The sequence below is a fragment of the Citrobacter koseri ATCC BAA-895 genome, assembly GCF_000018045.1.
Lineage (GTDB): Bacteria > Pseudomonadota > Gammaproteobacteria > Enterobacterales > Enterobacteriaceae > Citrobacter_B > Citrobacter_B koseri.
In genome coordinates this window covers 2007861-2025955 of sequence record NC_009792.1, presented here as the reverse complement: position 1 = coordinate 2025955, position 18095 = coordinate 2007861, and the positions used below count along the sequence as shown (strand labels likewise).

Genomic DNA, 18095 nt, shown 5'->3' with positions numbered 1-18095 from the left:
CAACCCGGTGCTGTTGTCCGTTTTAGCATCGGGCAGGAAAAGCCCGAAACCTGGAGAGCCTTTTTTGAGCCAGGAATACACTGAAGACAAAGAAGTCACATTGAAAAAGTTAAGCAGCGGGCGCCGACTTCTGGAAGCGTTGCTGATCCTTATTGCCCTTTTTGCCGTCTGGTTGATGGCAGCCTTACTTAGCTTTAACCCTTCAGATCCCAGTTGGTCGCAAACCGCATGGCATGAGCCTATCCATAATTTGGGCGGCGCGCCGGGCGCATGGCTGGCTGACACGCTGTTCTTTATCTTTGGCGTGATGGCCTACACCATCCCGGTGATTATCGTTGGCGGCTGCTGGTTTGCCTGGCGGCACCAGAGCAACGACGATTACATCGACTATTTTGCCGTGTCGCTGCGCATTATCGGCGTCCTGGCGTTGATTCTTACCTCCTGCGGATTAGCCGCAATTAATGCTGATGATATCTGGTACTTCGCGTCCGGCGGCGTCATTGGCAGCCTGTTAAGCACCACGCTTCAGCCTCTGCTGCACAGCAGCGGGGGAACGATTACGCTGCTGTGCGTCTGGGCAGCCGGTCTGACGCTCTTCACCGGCTGGTCCTGGGTGAGCATTGCAGAAAAACTGGGTGGCTGGCTGCTGAATATTCTCACTTTCGCCAGCAACCGTACTCGCCGCGATGACACCTGGGTCGATGACGACGAGTATGAAGATGATGACGAATACGAAGATGAAGCGGTGGGCGCACAGCGCGAATCCCGACGTGCGCGCATCCTTCGTGGCGCACTGGCGCGCCGTAAGCGGTTGGCAGAGAAGTTCAGCAATCCGCGTGGGCGACACACGGATGCGGCGCTTTTCTCCGGCAAGCGTATGGATGATGAAGACGATATCGAATACAGCGCGCGTGGCGTGGCCGCCGATCCTGATGATGTGCTGTTCTCCGGCCATCGTGCGACGCAGCCGGAATATGAGGAATACGATCCTCTGCTGAATGGGCATTCGGTCACGGAGCCTGTTGCCTCCGCTGCTGCGGCGACAACGGCAACGCAAGCCTGGGCGGCGCCTGTCGATCCGGTTATGTCTGCACCGTCGGTGCCGGGTGCTGAAGCCGCGTCTGCGCAACCGGTGGTGGAATGGCAGCCTGTTCCGGGGCCGCAAACCGGCGAACCGGTCATTGCACCCGCGCCGGAAAGTTATCCGCCGCAACCACAATATGCGCAGCCGCAAGCGCCACATCATGAACCGTGGCAGCAGCCTGCGCCGACCGAGCCGCAAGCGCAGTATTACGCTGAACACGCGTATGAACAGCCTGTGCCGCAGGTGCAGGAACCTGCGGCGGAACAACCCTGGCACCCTGAGCCGGTTTATCCGCAAGAGCCTGTTTATCAACACGAGCCGACTTTCGAGCCGCAATCGGCTTACCCGCAGGAACCGGTTCAGGATACGTATTATCAGCAGCAGCCCGCTGTTGAGCCGCCGTCTGCGGTGGAGCCTGAGCCTGTAGCGGAAGAAATTAAACCCGCTCGTCCGCCGCTCTACTACTTTGAAGAAGTGGAAGAGAAACGCGCACGTGAGCGTGAGCAACTGGCTGCATGGTATCAGCCGATTCCTGAGCCAGCGAAAGCGCCGGAGCCGGTTAAACCATCGGCACCGACAGCAGCTTCTGTGCCGCCTGTTGAATCCGTTGCCGCGGTTGCGCCGTTGGCGGCAGGCGTCAAAGATGCAACGCTGGCCGCAGGCGCGGCGGCATCCGCTGCACCTGCGTTTAGCCCGGTAAGCGGTGGTGCGCCACGCCCACAGGTTAAAGAGGGGATTGGCCCGCAACTGCCTCGCCCTAACCGCGTTCGCGTTCCGACCCGCCGTGAGCTGGCCTCGTATGGCATAAAATTACCGTCTCAGCGTATCGCGGAAGAGAAAGCGCGTGCGGCGGGGCGTCATCAGTATGATGCCGAAACGCAGTATAGCGATGATGAAATTGATGAGATGCAGCAGGATGAGCTGGCACGTCAGTTCGCCCAGTCTCAGCAGCATCGTTATGGTTCCGAATATCAACATGATGCTCCTCAGGCAGAAGATGAGGATGCAGCAGAAGCTGAACTGGCTCGCCAGTTTGCCTCTTCACAGCAGCAGCGCTATGCCGGGGAACAGCCTGCGGGAGCCCATCCGTTCTCGCTGGATGATTTTGAATTCTCGCCGATGAAAGCGCTGGTAGATGAAGGCCCGCATGAGCCGTTGTTTACTCCCGGCGTGATGCCTGAGCAGCCCGTCGCGCCACAGCAACAGTATCAGCAGCCGCAACAGCCGGTTGCGCCACAGCAGCAGTATCAGCAGCCGGTTGCGCCACAGCAACAGTATCAACAACCACAGCAGCCCGTCGCGCCGCAGCAACCGTATCAACAGCCGCAACAACCGGCCGCGCCACAGCCGCAGGAAAGCCTGATCCATCCGTTGTTGATGCGTAATGGCGACAGTCGTCCGTTGCAGAAACCTACCACGCCGCTGCCGTCGCTGGATCTGCTGACGCCGCCGCCGAGCGCAGTGGAACCGGTCGATACTTTCGCGCTGGAACAAATGGCGCGCCTGGTCGAAGCGCGGCTGGCGGATTTCCGCATTAAAGCTGACGTGGTGAACTATTCCCCAGGGCCTGTTATTACCCGTTTTGAGTTGAATCTGGCGCCGGGCGTGAAAGCCGCGCGTATTTCTAACCTGTCACGCGATCTCGCGCGTTCACTGTCAACCGTTGCGGTACGCGTGGTAGAAGTGATCCCTGGTAAGCCTTACGTGGGCCTCGAACTGCCGAACAAAAAACGTCAGACCGTCTACCTGCGTGAAGTGCTGGATAACGCTAAATTCCGCGAGAATCCGTCGCCGCTCACCGTGGTGCTGGGTAAAGATATCGCTGGCGATCCGGTTGTGGCCGATCTGGCGAAAATGCCTCATCTGCTGGTTGCGGGGACGACGGGTTCCGGTAAATCGGTTGGGGTCAATGCCATGATCCTCAGCATGCTGTATAAAGCGCAGCCGGAAGACGTGCGTTTCATCATGATTGACCCGAAAATGCTGGAACTTTCGGTCTATGAAGGCATTCCGCATCTGCTGACCGAAGTGGTTACCGATATGAAAGACGCCGCCAACGCACTGCGCTGGAGCGTTAATGAAATGGAACGCCGCTATAAGCTGATGTCGGCGCTTGGCGTGCGTAATCTGGCGGGCTATAACGAGAAAATTGCCGAAGCGGCACGGATGGGGCGTCCGATTCCAGACCCGTACTGGAAGCCGGGCGACAGCATGGATGCCCAGCATCCGGTTCTGGAAAAACTGCCGTATATCGTGGTTCTGGTCGATGAATTCGCCGATCTGATGATGACCGTCGGTAAGAAAGTTGAAGAGCTGATTGCGCGTCTGGCGCAGAAAGCGCGTGCCGCAGGTATTCACCTGGTGCTGGCGACTCAGCGCCCGTCGGTTGACGTTATTACCGGTCTGATTAAGGCCAACATTCCGACGCGTATCGCCTTTACCGTATCCAGTAAGATCGACTCACGCACGATCCTCGATCAGGGCGGCGCGGAGTCCCTGCTGGGGATGGGGGATATGCTTTATTCCGGCCCGAACTCGACCATGCCGGTACGTGTTCATGGCGCGTTTGTCCGCGACCAGGAAGTGCATGCGGTGGTGCAGGACTGGAAAGCGCGTGGTCGCCCGCAATACATTGACGGCATCACCTCGGATAGCGAAAGCGAAGGGGGCGGCGGCGGCTTTGACGGCGGCGAGGAGCTGGACCCGTTATTCGATCAGGCGGTGAGCTTTGTGACCGAAAAACGCAAAGCGTCCATTTCTGGCGTTCAGCGCCAGTTCCGTATCGGTTACAACCGTGCGGCGCGCATTGTCGAGCAGATGGAAGCCCAGGGCATTGTCAGCGAACAAGGCCATAACGGGAATCGCGAGGTGCTGGCGCCACCGCCGTTCGAATGATTGCAAAGATCGGTAAATAAATAAGAATTCAGTATTTTCTTCTTTCCTCATGCTGATTTTTGGCCTGGAATAGAGAGCAGAGGGAACTCCCCATCGGGAGTGACGTATTTTGAGGAATAATGATGAAAAAAATCGCAATCACCTGCGCATTACTCTCCGGCTTTGTGGTGAGCAGCGTATGGGCGGATGCCGCCAGCGATCTGAAAAGCCGTCTGGATAAAGTCAGCAGCTTCCACGCCAGCTTTACACAAAAAGTGACTGACGGCAGCGGCGCCGCCGTTCAGGAAGGCCAGGGCGACTTATGGGTTAAGCGTCCTAATCTGTTTAACTGGCATATGACGCAGCCCGACGAGAGCATTCTGGTCTCTGACGGGAAAACGCTATGGTTCTTTAACCCGTTTGTCGAGCAGGCAACGGCGACCTGGTTAAAAGATGCGACGGGCAATACGCCGTTTATGCTGATAGCCCGCAACCAGTCCAGCGACTGGCAGCAGTACAACATCAAACAAAATGGCGATGACTTTGTGCTGACGCCAAAAAGCAGTAGCGGTAACCTGAAACAGTTCACCATTAATGTGGGTCGTGACGGGACTATTCATCAGTTCAGCGCAGTGGAACAAGACGATCAGCGCAGCAGCTATCAGCTGAAATCTCAGCAGAATAGCGCTGTCGATGCATCAAAATTTACCTTTACTCCGCCGCAAGGTGTAACGGTAGACGACCAACGTAAGTAGAGGCGCATGAGTGAGCAATCTGTCGCTCGATTTTTCTGATAATACCTTTCAGCCACTGGCCGCGCGTATGCGGCCAGAAAATTTAGCGCAGTATATTGGTCAGCAGCATCTGCTGGCTGCGGGTAAGCCTTTGCCTCGTGCAATTGAGGCCGGGCACCTGCACTCGATGATTTTGTGGGGGCCGCCCGGTACGGGCAAAACCACGCTGGCCGAAGTGATTGCCCGCTATGCCAATGCTGACGTCGAACGTATTTCCGCCGTGACTTCTGGCGTAAAAGAGATCCGTGAAGCCATTGAACGCGCCCGCCAGAACCGTAATGCCGGGCGCCGCACTATTCTGTTTGTCGATGAAGTCCATCGCTTCAACAAGAGCCAGCAGGATGCGTTTCTGCCGCATATCGAAGACGGCACGATTACGTTTATTGGCGCGACGACCGAAAACCCGTCCTTCGAGCTGAACTCGGCTTTGCTGTCACGCGCCCGCGTGTATCTCCTCAAATCCTTAACGACTGAAGATATTGAGCAGGTGCTGAATCAGGCGATGGATGACAAAGCGCGTGGTTATGGCGGCCAGGATATCGTTCTGCCGGACGAGACGCGCCGGGCGATCGCCGAACTGGTGAACGGAGATGCGCGTCGGGCGTTAAATACGCTGGAAATGATGGCAGACATGGCGGAAGTGGATGACAGCGGTAAGCGAGTATTATTGCCCGCATTACTGACCGAAATCGCCGGGGAGCGCAGCGCGCGCTTTGATAATAAAGGCGACCGCTTTTACGATCTCATCTCCGCATTGCATAAATCGGTGCGTGGTAGCGCCCCGGACGCGGCGCTTTACTGGTATGCCCGGATCATTACTGCTGGCGGCGACCCGCTGTATGTCGCCCGACGTTGCCTGGCGATTGCTTCTGAAGACGTCGGCAATGCCGATCCTCGCGCAATGCAGGTGGCGATTTCTGCGTGGGATTGCTTTACCCGCGTCGGCCCTGCGGAAGGGGAACGGGCGATAGCCCAGGCGATTGTTTATTTAGCCTGTGCGCCGAAAAGTAACGCGGTTTATACCGCGTTCAAAGCGGCGCTGGCTGATGCCCGTGAACGCCCGGATTATGATGTGCCTGTGCATCTGCGCAATGCGCCGACGAAACTGATGAAAGAAATGGGCTATGGCCAGGAATACCGCTACGCGCATGATGAGCCAAACGCCTACGCCGCAGGCGAGGTTTATTTCCCGCCGGAAATAGCGCAAACACGCTATTATCATCCCACAAACAGGGGTCTTGAAGGCAAGATTGGCGAAAAGCTCGCCTGGCTGGCTGAACAGGATCAAAATAGCCCCACAAAACGCTACCGTTAGCGCGATCGTTGCGGTAATGTTGGCACTGTATCCCTGTGACTGCAGGCTGTGGTCACGTTTCCTATTTTAATTCGATAAGCACAGGATAAGCATGCTCGATCCCAATCTGCTGCGTAATGAGCCAGACGCAGTCGCTGAAAAACTGGCACGCCGGGGCTTTAAGCTGGATGTAGATAAGCTGCGCGCTCTTGAAGAGCGTCGTAAAGTTTTGCAGGTCAACACGGAAAACCTGCAAGCAGAGCGTAACTCTCGATCGAAATCCATCGGCCAGGCGAAAGCGCGCGGGGAAGATATCGAGCCTTTACGTCTGGAAGTGAACAAGCTGGGCGAAGAGCTGGATGCGGCAAAAGCCGAGCTGGAGAGCTTACAGGCTGAAATTCGCGATATCGCGCTGACCATTCCTAACTTACCGGCTGATGATGTACCGGTAGGTAAAGATGAAAACGACAACGTTGAAGTCAGCCGTTGGGGAACCCCGCGTGAGTTTGATTTCGACGTCCGCGATCATGTGACGCTGGGTGAAATGCACGCCGGTCTCGACTTCGCGGCTGCGGTTAAACTGACCGGTTCTCGTTTTGTGGTAATGAAAGGGCAGATTGCCCGTATGCACCGCGCGCTGTCGCAGTTCATGCTGGATCTGCACACTGAACAGCATGGTTACAGTGAAAACTACGTGCCGTATCTGGTGAACCACGACACGCTGTACGGTACAGGGCAGTTGCCGAAATTTGCGGGCGATCTGTTCCATACTCGCCCGCTGGAAGAAGAGGCTGACAGCAGCAACTATGCGCTGATCCCGACGGCGGAAGTGCCGCTGACTAACCTGGTGCGTGATGAAATCATCGACGAAGATGCGCTGCCGATCAAAATGACTGCGCATACGCCATGCTTCCGTTCTGAAGCGGGTTCTTACGGTCGTGACACGCGCGGTCTGATCCGTATGCACCAGTTCGATAAAGTTGAGATGGTGCAGATTGTGCGTCCAGAAGAGTCAATGGATGCGCTGGAAGAGATGACCGGTCATGCTGAGAAAGTGCTTCAGTTGCTGGGTCTGCCGTACCGTAAAATCGTTCTGTGTACCGGTGACATGGGCTTTGGCGCATGTAAAACCTACGATCTCGAAGTATGGATCCCGGCGCAGAACACCTATCGTGAAATCTCTTCCTGCTCGAACGTATGGGATTTCCAGGCGCGTCGTATGCAGGCACGCTGCCGCAGTAAGTCCGACAAGAAAACCCGTCTGGTTCATACCCTGAACGGTTCCGGTCTGGCGGTTGGGCGTACTTTAGTTGCCGTGATGGAAAACTACCAGCAGGCTGATGGCCGCATCGAAGTTCCAGAAGTATTACGTCCGTATATGAACGGGCTGGAATATATCGGCTAATCCCCGCTCCTCTCTGCTTAAAAAGCGCCTCCGGGCGCTTTTTTTTATGCCTGTTTGACACCGGACAAGAATGGTTACCCCTTTGGGGGTAATACTACCTTCGAATGAAGATTAGCATTTATCGCTGATTTTTCTCATATTCATTATATACAAAACTATATAGCGATTTATTCGTTGTATAAATAACTACATAACGAAGTGTCTGGCTTTTATCAATCGTGAGCAAGCAAAGTGAGTCATCATGAAAACGAATATCCCCGATGCTGTACTGGCAGCTGAGGTAACTCGTCGAGGCCTGGTAAAAACGACAGCAATAGGCGGGCTGGCAATCGCCAGTAGCGTATTGACTCTGCCATTTACCCGGATCGCCAATGCGGCTGACGCTATCAGCCCCAACGCATCCAGCGAAAAAATTATCTGGAGCGCTTGCACCGTTAACTGCGGAAGCCGCTGCCCGCTGCGCATGCATGTGGTGGACGGTGAAATCAAATATGTTGAAACGGACAATACGGGCGATGATAACTATGACGGTCTGCATCAGATTCGCGCCTGTCTGCGCGGGCGTTCTATGCGCCGCCGGGTTTATAACCCCGATCGTCTGAAATATCCAATGAAGCGCGTTGGCAAGCGTGGTGAAGGTAAGTTTGAGCGCATCAGCTGGGACGAAGCCTATGACATTATCACCACCAATATGCAGCGTCTTATCAAAGACTACGGCAACGAATCCATCTATTTAAACTATGGTACGGGTACGCTTGGCGGCACGATGACGCGCTCCTGGCCACCAGGAAAAACACTGGTTGCCCGGCTGATGAACTGCTGCGGCGGTTACCTCAACCACTATGGCGATTACTCATCCGCGCAAATTGCCGCCGGGTTAAATTACACCTACGGCGGCTGGGCGGACGGTAATAGTCCTTCCGACATTGAAAATAGTAAGCTGGTTGTGCTGTTTGGTAACAATCCGGGGGAAACCCGTATGAGCGGCGGCGGGGTAACCTATTACCTCGAACAGGCACGGCAAAAATCAAATGCGCGGATGATTATTATCGATCCGCGTTATACCGATACCGGCGCGGGTCGTGAGGATGAGTGGATTCCGATTCGCCCGGGTACGGATGCGGCGCTGGTAAATGCGCTGGCATACGTCATGATCACCGAGGATATGGTCGATCAGCCGTTCCTCGACAAATACTGCGTGGGTTATGACGAAAAAACCTTACCCGCCAGCGCGCCGAAAAATGGTCACTACAAAGCCTATATTCTGGGACAGGGTAGAGACGGTACTGCGAAGACGCCGGAGTGGGCGTCGCAGATCACCGGTATCCCGGCGACGCGCATTGTAAAACTGGCGCGTGAAATCGGTAGCGCCAAACCCGCTTATATCAGCCAGGGCTGGGGGCCGCAGCGTCATGCCAACGGCGAAATCGTTACTCGCGCAATCTCTATGCTGGCGATCCTGACCGGCAACGTCGGCATTAACGGCGGCAACAGCGGTGCGCGTGAGGGATCTTACGATTTGCCGTTTGAGCGTATGCCAACGCTGGAAAACCCGGTCGAGACCAGCATTTCGATGTTCTTATGGACCGATGCCATTGAGCGCGGGCCGGAAATGACGGCGTTGCGTGACGGGGTTCGCGGCAAAGATAAACTCGACGTTCCCATCAAAATGATCTGGAACTATGCCGGTAACTGCCTGATTAACCAGCATTCCGAAATTAACCGTACGCATGAAATTTTGCAGGATGACAAGAAGTGCGAAATGATCGTCGTTATCGACTGTCATATGACCTCTTCAGCGAAATATGCCGATATTCTGCTGCCGGACTGCACCGCTTCTGAGCAGATGGACTTCGCGCTGGATGCCTCCTGCGGGAACATGTCCTACGTTATTTTCACCGACCAGGCCATTAAACCGCGCTTTGAGTGCAAGACTATCTATCAGATGACCAGCGAGCTGGCGAAGCGTCTCGGCGTGGAGCAGCAGTTTACCGAAGGGCGTACGCAAGAAGAGTGGATGCGTCATCTGTACGAACAGTCGCGTCAGGCTATTCCCGAACTGCCGACATTTGAAGCATTCCGCAAGCAGGGCATCTTTAAGCAGCGCGACCCTGAAGGTCATCACGTTGCCTATAAAGCGTTCCGTGACGATCCGCAGGCTAACCCGCTGACAACGCCGTCGGGCAAAATCGAGATCTATTCGCAGGCGCTGGCAGAGATTGCGGCAACCTGGGAACTGCCGGAAGGCGATGTGATCGATCCGTTGCCGATCTATACGCCGGGCTTCGAAAACTACAGCGATCCGTTGACCAAAGACTATCCGTTGCAATTAACGGGCTTCCACTACAAATCTCGCGTGCACTCTACCTATGGCAACGTGGACGTTCTGAAAGCTTCCTGCCGCCAGGAGATGTGGATTAACCCGATGGACGCGCAAAAACGCGGCATCAGCAACGGCGACAAAGTGCGTATCTTCAACGGTCGCGGCGAGTTGCATATTGAGGCGAAAGTGACGCCGCGCATGATGCCGGGCGTCGTTGCGTTGGGCGAAGGCGCCTGGTATGACCCGGATGCAAAACGCGTGGATCAGGGGGGATGTATTAACGTCCTGACGACCCAGCGTCCTTCTCCTCTCGCTAAGGGGAATCCGTCCCATACGAACCTCGTTCAGGTTGAGAAGGTATAAGGAGTAACCGATGACAACCCAATATGGATTTTTTATTGACTCCAGTCGTTGCACCGGTTGCAAAACCTGCGAACTGGCCTGCAAAGACTACAAAGATTTAACCCCGGACGTCAGCTTCCGCCGCATCTATGAATATGCGGGCGGCGACTGGCAGGAGGATAACGGCGTCTGGCACCAGAATGTCTTTGCCTACTATCTTTCCATTTCCTGCAACCACTGCGAAGACCCGGCCTGCACGAAAGTGTGCCCGAGCGGCGCGATGCACAAACGCGAGGACGGTTTTGTGGTGGTGGATGAGGACGTCTGCATCGGCTGTCGCTACTGCCATATGGCCTGCCCGTACGGTGCGCCGCAGTACAACGCCGCCAAAGGCCACATGACCAAATGCGACGGCTGTCATGACCGCGTTGCCGACGGCAAAAAACCGATCTGCGTCGAGTCCTGCCCGCTGCGCGCGCTGGACTTTGGTCCGATAGAAGAGCTGCGGAAGAAACATGGCACGCTGGCGGCCGTTGCGCCGCTGCCGGGCGCGCACTTCACCAGACCGAACATTGTGATTAAACCCAACGCCAACAGCCGCCCGACCGGGGATACCACGGGTTATCTGGCAAATCCGAAGGAGGTGTAAGATGGGAAGTGGATGGCATGAATGGCCGCTGATGATCTTCACGGTTTTTGGTCAGTGCGTGGTCGGCGGTTTTATCGTTCTGGCTCTGGCGCTGATGAAAGGCGAGTTGCGTACCGAATCTCAACAGCGTGTGCTGACCGGCATGTTTGCTCTGTGGGTGCTAATGGGAATTGGCTTCATCGCGTCTATGCTGCATCTGGGGTCGCCAATGCGCGCCTTCAATTCGCTGAACCGCGTGGGCTCGTCGGCATTGAGTAATGAAATTGCCAGCGGCTTGCTCTTTTTTGCCGTCGGCGGGATCGGCTGGTTACTGGCGGTGCTGAAAAAGCTCTCTCCGGCGCTGCGTAATCTCTGGCTGGTTGTGACGATCGTGCTGGGCGTTATCTTTGTCTGGATGATGGTGCGCGTGTATAACAGCATTGATACCGTACCGACCTGGTACAGCATCTGGACGCCGCTGGGCTTCTTCCTGACGCTGTTTATGGGGGGGCCGTTGCTGGGTTATCTGCTGCTGCGTATTGCGGGCATCGATGGCTGGGCGATGCGTCTGCTGCCCGTAATTTCAGTCCTCGCACTGGTGGTCAGCGCCATTATGTCAGTGATGCAGGGAGCGGAGCTGGCGACAATTCATAGCTCCATCCAGCAGGCTTCTGCGCTCGTACCGGATTATGGTTCGCTGATGGCCTGGCGTATTGTGGTGCTGGTCGTGGCACTGTGCTGCTGGATTGTGCCGCAGTTGAAAGGTTATCAACCTGCGGTTCCGCTGCTGTCGGTGGCGTTTATCCTGCTGCTGGTGGGGGAACTGATTGGTCGCGGCGTATTCTACGGGCTCCATATGACCGTGGGAATGGCGGTGGCGAGTTAATCCATAATATGCCGGATGGCGGTTCGCGCCTTATCAGGCCTACGGATCGTGTAGGCCTGATAAGCGAAGCGCCATCAGACAATATGTCCCTGGTCTTTTACTTCTGCTTAGTTAACGTGTCGTAGCTGGTCATCAGATTGCGATAATCAGGAATGTGATTAGAGAACAGCGTCGCCAGACCTTCGATATCATTACGCCAGTCGCGGTGTAACTCACACGCCACGCCAAACCATGTCATTAATTGCGCGCCAGCCTGCGACATGCGATCCCAGGCGGAGTGACGGGTAATTTCATTAAAGGTGCCTGACGCATCGGTCACGACAAACACATCGAACCCTTCTTCAATCGCAGAGAGGGCGGGGAAGGCCACGCACACTTCCGTGACAACCCCCGCAATGATGAGCTGCTTTTTACCTGTCGCCTTAACGGCTTTCACGAAATCTTCATTGTCCCACGCGTTGATGTTCCCGGGGCGTGCAATGTAGGGGGCATCGGGGAACTGTGCTTTCAATTCCGGCACCAGCGGCCCGTTTGGCCCCGTTTCGAAACTGGTGGTAAGGATGGTGGGGAGGTTGAAGTATTTGGCTAAATCGCCAAGTGCGAGAACGTTATTTTTGAATTTGTCAGGATCGATGTCTCGTACAAGAGACAGCAGCCCCGCCTGGTGATCAACTAAAAGAACCGCGGCATCATTTTTATCGAGACGAACGTAAGGCTTAGTCATTATCTTCTCCTGATGAGAGTTAGCGTTACATCAAAAGCCATTCCGGTGTGTTGTCTTCCCCAAAAGCATAGACCGGAAAAATGATGTTGCAGGAACCATGAAATTTTTCGACTGAACGAAACGCGGCAGTTTTGTTTTAGGTCAATTAAAACAATAACATGATGTTTATCAGACGCTGCTCTTTCATGCCATGAATCAGTATTTCAAATCGAAGGGCGGGAAAGCGCGTGATGCCGCGATTCGGGTAGATTGACAATGTTTTTGTTGGTGGCATGATGCGCATGAAATTTGAACTTCCTCACGGTTTTTATCCATGTCCATCTATACCCGGCCCGTTATGCTTTTGCTGTGCGGCCTGCTTTTGTTGACCCTGGCGATCGCAGTATTAAACACGCTCGTCCCCTTGTGGCTTGCCCAGGAAAGCCTGGCAACCTGGCAGGTCGGTATGGTCAGTTCGTCCTACTTTACCGGGAATCTGGTTGGGACGTTGCTTACCGGGTATTTAATCAAGCGCCTGGGCTTTAACCGCAGTTACTATATTGCCTCGCTCATTTTTGCGGCGGGTTGCGTAGGGCTGGGCATGATGATTGGTTTCTGGAGCTGGCTGGCCTGGCGCTTTGTTGCCGGCGTGGGCTGCGCCATGATTTGGGTCGTGGTGGAAAGCGCTCTGATGTGCAGCGGAACATCCCGCAATCGTGGGCGGTTGCTGGCTGCGTACATGATGGTCTATTACGTGGGAACGTTTTTGGGGCAACTGCTGGTCAGTAAAGTTCCGACAGAATTAATGAGCGTTCTGCCGTGGGTAACCGGCATGATTCTGGCGGGCATTTTGCCGCTGCTCTTTACCCGTATCCTGAATCAGCAGTCGGAAGAACACGATACGACGCCGATTACGTCAATGCTGAGACTGCGTCAGGCGCGGTTAGGTGTAAACGGGTGCATTATTTCCGGGATTGTACTGGGATCGCTGTATGGCCTGATGCCGCTGTATCTTAATCATCAGGGGATTAGCAATGCGAGCATCGGTTTCTGGATGGCCGTGCTGGTGAGCGCCGGTATTTTAGGCCAATGGCCGATTGGTCGTCTGGCCGATAAGTTTGGTCGTCTTCTGGTGCTGCGTGTACAGGTCTTTGTGGTGATCCTCGGCAGTATTGCCATGCTGACTCAGGCTGCGATGGCGCCCGCCTTATTCATTCTGGGGGCGGCAGGCTTTACGCTCTATCCCGTCGCGATGGCCTGGGCTTGTGAAAAGGTAGAACGTCATCAGCTTGTGGCAATGAACCAGGCGTTGCTGCTCAGCTATACCGTAGGCAGCCTGCTGGGGCCGTCATTTACCGCGATGCTGATGCAGAATTACTCTGATAATCTGTTGTTTATTATGATTGCCAGCGTCTCGTTTGTTTATTTGCTCATGCTGCTGCGCAACGCAGGACATACGCCGACGCCTGTGGCGCACGTTTAATTTATGTGATCAGGTATGAAGTCTGTAGGCCGGATAAGACGCTTTCGCGTCGCCATCCGGCGATACCGACAAAATAACTCAGTACATCACTTTATGACCGTACTGCTCAAGAATACCTTTTACGCGCTCCATGGTTTCTTTCTTCGGCGGTTTAACGCCATCAAGCTTGTATTCTTCGCCCATTGCGACCCATTTGTGTTTGCCTAACTCGTGATAGGGCAGCAGTTCGATTTTTTCAACGTTGCCCATATCGCGGGTGAATTCGCCCAGGCGGTGTGCGGAGTCGTCATCGTCAGACCAGCCCGGCACCACAACGTAGCGAATCCAGGTCTTAATGCCCTTTGCAGAGATGTATTTGGCGAACTCCAGAGTGCGATGGTTGGATACGCCAACCAGATTCTGATGAATCTCGTCATTCATCTGCTTCAGGTCAAGCATCACCAGGTCGGTGACTTCCAGCAGTTCATCGATGACCGGATCGTAGCGGCGAACAAAGCCGTTGGTATCAAGACAGGTATGGATGCTTTCTTTCTTACAGGCGCGGAACCAGTCGCGAACAAACTCTGCCTGTAAGATCGCTTCGCCGCCGGAAGCCGTTACGCCGCCGCCGGATGCGTTCATAAAGTGGCGGTAGGTGACGACCTCTTTCATCAGATCTTCAACGGTAACTTCTTTGCCGCCATGCGTATCCCAGGTGTCGCGGTTATGGCAATACAGGCATCGCATCAGACAGCCCTGGAAGAATGTAATAAAGCGGATGCCCGGGCCGTCAACGGTGCCACAGGATTCAAAGGAGTGAATGCGACCAATAACTGACATTGCGGTGTTTCTCCAGATGTGGCCCATCCGGGGCCGTGTTAGTGCACAGTTATTAACTGTGTCGAGTCTGTTTTGGCAGTCATCCATTGAGTATAGATAGCTGGCGAAAGAGACTTAGTTGTTAAAAAGGCCCCACTTACGTGGAGCCTTTATTGTACGCTTTTTACAGTACGATTTCAGTCAAAACCCAATTACATGGTCTGAGTGAAGGTACGAGTAATAACGTCCTGCTGTTGTTCTTTCGTCAGGGAGTTAAAACGTACTGCGTAACCTGATACACGGATGGTCAGCTGCGGATATTTTTCCGGGTGTTCCATCGCGTCCAGCAGCATTTCACGGTTCATCACGTTCACGTTCAGGTGCTGACCACCTTCGATGGACGCTTCGTGGTGGAAGTAACCATCCATCAGACCCGCCAGGTTGGTTTTACGTACTTCGTCGTCTTTACCCAGAGCGTTCGGAACGATAGAGAAGGTGTAAGAGATACCATCTTTAGCGTAAGCAAACGGCAGTTTTGCAACGGAGGTCAGAGAGGCAACAGCACCTTTCTGGTCACGGCCGTGCATTGGGTTAGCACCCGGTCCGAACGGCGCGCCAGCACGACGACCGTCTGGGGTGTTACCGGTTTTCTTACCATACACAACGTTAGAAGTGATGGTCAGAACAGACTGAGTCGGGATAGCGCCACGGTAAGTGGTCAGTTTCTGAATTTTCTTCATGAAACGTTCTACCAGGTCAACCGCCATGTCATCAACGCGAGAGTCGTTGTTACCAAACTGCGGGTATTCGCCTTCGATTTCGAAGTCTACAGCCAGGCCGTCTTCGTCACGAATCGGTTTAACTTTCGCATATTTGATTGCAGACAGGGAGTCAGCAGCAACGGACAGACCTGCGATACCACACGCCATGGTGCGGATAACGTCACGGTCGTGCAGCGCCATCAGAGAGGCTTCGTAGCTGTACTTGTCGTGCATGTAGTGGATAACGTTCAGCGCGGTGACATACTGTTTAGCCAGCCAGTCCATGAAGTGATCCATGCGGTCCATCACTTCGTCGAAGTTCAGAACGTCGCCTTTGATCGGTTCAGATTTAGGACCAACCTGCATTTTCAGTTTTTCATCAACGCCGCCGTTGATTGCGTACAGCATGGTTTTCGCCAGGTTTGCACGCGCACCGAAGAACTGCATTTGTTTACCAACAACCATCGGGCTTACGCAGCAAGCAATAGCGTAGTCATCGTTGTTGAAGTCTGGACGCATCAGGTCATCGTTCTCGTATTGCAGAGAAGAGGTGTCGATGGACACTTTAGCGGCGAATTTCTTGAAGTTCAGCGGCAGTTTTTCAGACCACAGAACGGTGATGTTCGGCTCAGGAGACGGACCCATGGTGTACAGGGTGTTCAGGAAGCGGAAGCTGTTTTTGGTAACCAGAGTACGGCCGTCAACGCCCATACCGCCGATAGATTCAGTTGCCCAAATCGGGTCGCCAGAGAACAGTTCATCGTATTCCGGCGTACGCAGGAAGCGAACCATACGCAGTTTCATGACCAGGTGGTCAATCATTTCCTGTGCGTCTTGTTCGGTGATTTTGCCTGCTTTGATATCACGTTCAATGTACGCATCCAGGAAGGTGGATACGCGACCGAAGGACATTGCTGCACCGTTCTGAGACTTAACAGCGGCCAGGTAGCCGAAGTAGGTCCACTGGATAGCTTCCTGAGCGTTGGTAGCCGGACCAGAGATATCGCAGCCATATTTAGCCGCCATCTCTTTGATCTGACCCAGCGCGCGGTGCTGTTCAGCAATTTCTTCACGCAGACGGATAGTCGCTTCCAGGTTTACGCCGTTTTCCAGGTCAGACTGCAAAGAGACGAACTGGGCGTATTTGTCTTTCATCAGGAAGTCGATACCGTACAGCGCAACGCGACGGTAGTCACCGATGATACGGCCACGGCCATACGCATCTGGCAGACCAGTCAGAACACCAGATTTACGGCAGTTCAGAATGTCTTTGGTATAAACATCGAATACACCCTGGTTGTGGGTTTTGCGGTATTCGGTGAAGATTTTTTTCAGCATTGGGTCCAGCTCGCGATTGTACGCTTTGCAGGAACCTTCAACCATTTTGATACCACCGAACGGGATGATCGCACGTTTCAGCGGAGCTTCAGTTTGCAGACCAACGATTTTCTCAAGCGCTTTATTGATGTAGCCAGCGTCGTGAGAAGTGATGGTAGAAGCAACGGAGGTGTCAAAGTCAACAGGCGCGTGAGTGCGGTTTTCCTGTTTAACGCCTTCCATTACGCTGTCCCACAGTGCAGTGGTCGCATTCGTCGCGCCAGCCAGGAAGGACTCATCACCCTCGTACGGAGTGTAGTTTTTCTGAATGAAGTCACGGACGTTTACTTCATTCTGCCAGTCACCTTTGGTAAAACCTTCCCAGGCTGTGGCTAACTTTTCATTAAGCTCGGACATGTAACACCTACCTTCTTAAGTGGATTTTTTATTTACTGCGTATAACGCTCATCAGCAATGATGATCGTCGCCACGCAGGTAAATGACCCAGTATGTCAACCCGACCAATAAACCGCCGCCGATAATGTTACCGATTGTGACCGGAATCAGGTTATCGGTGATGAAATTCATCACGGTCAGGTGAGAAAAACTTTCCGGACTGGAGCCCACTGCGGCCCAGAATTCCGGTGTGGCGAAGTCACGGATTACAATCCCCATCGGAATCATAAACATGTTTGCGATGCTGTGCTCAAAACCGCTGGCAACAAACATGGCGACGGGCAATACCATGATAAACGCTTTGTCCATCAGGCTACGGCCCGAGTAGCTCATCCACACGGCCAGGCAAACCATCAGGTTAGCCAGGATACCCAGGCAGACAGCTTCAATAAAAGTATGATGCATCTTGTGGTCGGCGGTTTGCAGGACGTTAAGCCCCCATCCGCCGTTGGCGGTCATATACTCGCCGGAAAGCCACATCAACAACACAAAGAGCAGACAACCGATCAGGTTACCAAAATAAACGTTGAGCCAGTTTTTTGCCAGTTGGCCCCATGTGATTCGGCCGCTCGCTTTCGCGACAACAATCAGCACTGTTGATGTGAAAAGATCTGCGCCGCAGATAACACAGAGAATCAGCCCCAGCGAGAAGCAGATGCCTCCAACCAGTTTCGCCATACCAAAAGGCATTGTGCCTGTACCGGTTGTGGCGGTGATATAGAAAACAAAGGCAATGGAAATGAACACACCCGCGGTAATCGCCAGATAGAAAGTCTTCAGCGGATGTTTCGTTGCTTTATAGACACCTGCCTCTTCGGCCACTTTGGCCATTGCAGCAGGGAGTAATAGATCAAAAGGGTTGTCAGCTTTCACACTAACTCTCTCTTTATTAAGTCGGCGACGAGATACTAACAAAGCATTATAGATGAGAATTTGATATAGATCAT

Annotated in this window: 12 protein-coding genes; 8 read left to right on the top strand and 4 right to left on the bottom strand. The window is 54.0% G+C overall.

Features of this window, described 5'->3' with window-relative positions:
* Positions 1 to 64 precede the first annotated feature (64 nt).
* From ftsK to CKO_RS09200, 7 genes are all read left to right on the top strand, one after another.
* A complete protein-coding gene (ftsK, locus tag CKO_RS09230) occupies positions 65 to 3979 on the top strand; it encodes a DNA translocase FtsK (RefSeq protein ID WP_024130483.1) in 3915 nt (1304 codons plus the stop codon).
* A 122-nt stretch (positions 3980 to 4101) separates the two neighbouring features.
* Entirely contained in the window at positions 4102 to 4713 is a 612-nt protein-coding gene (gene lolA / locus CKO_RS09225; protein WP_024130482.1) for an outer membrane lipoprotein periplasmic chaperone LolA, read from the top strand.
* A 10-nt stretch (positions 4714 to 4723) separates the two neighbouring features.
* A complete protein-coding gene (gene rarA, locus CKO_RS09220; RefSeq protein ID WP_024130481.1) occupies positions 4724 to 6067 on the top strand; it encodes a replication-associated recombination protein RarA in 1344 nt (447 codons plus the stop codon).
* A gap of 91 nt (positions 6068 to 6158) precedes the next feature.
* Positions 6159 to 7451, top strand: a complete 1293-nt coding sequence (gene serS / locus CKO_RS09215; protein WP_012133033.1) for a serine--tRNA ligase — start codon at positions 6159 to 6161, stop codon at positions 7449 to 7451.
* A 241-nt stretch (positions 7452 to 7692) separates the two neighbouring features.
* Positions 7693 to 10137 carry a dimethylsulfoxide reductase subunit A gene (gene dmsA, locus CKO_RS09210; protein ID WP_012133032.1) on the top strand — a complete coding sequence of 815 codons (2445 nt, stop codon included), beginning with the start codon at positions 7693 to 7695 and terminating at the stop codon, positions 10135 to 10137.
* 10 nt (positions 10138 to 10147) lie between these two features.
* Positions 10148 to 10765 (top strand): dimethylsulfoxide reductase iron-sulfur subunit DmsB, encoded by a 618-nt coding sequence (gene dmsB, locus CKO_RS09205; protein WP_012132456.1) that lies wholly within the window; start codon positions 10148 to 10150, stop codon positions 10763 to 10765.
* Between the two features lies 1 nt (position 10766).
* Positions 10767 to 11630 carry a dimethyl sulfoxide reductase anchor subunit family protein gene (locus tag CKO_RS09200; RefSeq protein WP_024130480.1) on the top strand — a complete coding sequence of 288 codons (864 nt, stop codon included), beginning with the start codon at positions 10767 to 10769 and terminating at the stop codon, positions 11628 to 11630.
* A gap of 97 nt (positions 11631 to 11727) precedes the next feature.
* Here the strand turns inward: CKO_RS09200 and ycaC are convergent, their stop codons facing one another.
* The gene (ycaC, locus tag CKO_RS09195; RefSeq protein ID WP_012133028.1) at positions 11728 to 12354 is read right to left on the bottom strand and encodes an isochorismate family cysteine hydrolase YcaC; all 627 of its coding nucleotides are present in this window, start codon (positions 12352 to 12354) and stop codon (positions 11728 to 11730) included.
* A gap of 313 nt (positions 12355 to 12667) precedes the next feature.
* Between ycaC and CKO_RS09190 the strand changes: the two genes are divergently transcribed.
* Entirely contained in the window at positions 12668 to 13816 is a 1149-nt protein-coding gene (locus tag CKO_RS09190) for an MFS transporter (RefSeq protein ID WP_012133025.1), read from the top strand.
* 78 nt (positions 13817 to 13894) lie between these two features.
* Here CKO_RS09190 and pflA read toward each other — a convergent pair whose 3' ends face one another.
* The 3 genes from pflA to focA all read right to left on the bottom strand — a co-directional run bounded on the left by pflA (position 13895) and on the right by focA (position 18021).
* The gene (pflA, locus tag CKO_RS09185) at positions 13895 to 14635 is read right to left on the bottom strand and encodes a pyruvate formate lyase 1-activating protein (protein WP_024130479.1); all 741 of its coding nucleotides are present in this window, start codon (positions 14633 to 14635) and stop codon (positions 13895 to 13897) included.
* Between the two features lie 191 nt (positions 14636 to 14826).
* Positions 14827 to 17109, bottom strand: a complete 2283-nt coding sequence (gene pflB / locus CKO_RS09180) for a formate C-acetyltransferase (protein ID WP_012133023.1) — start codon at positions 17107 to 17109, stop codon at positions 14827 to 14829.
* Positions 17110 to 17160: 51 nt separating this feature from the next.
* On the bottom strand, positions 17161 to 18021 hold the full coding sequence (gene focA / locus CKO_RS09175; protein WP_024130478.1) for a formate transporter FocA: 861 nt from the start codon (positions 18019 to 18021) through the stop codon (positions 17161 to 17163).
* Between the last annotated feature and the right edge of the window lie 74 nt (positions 18022 to 18095).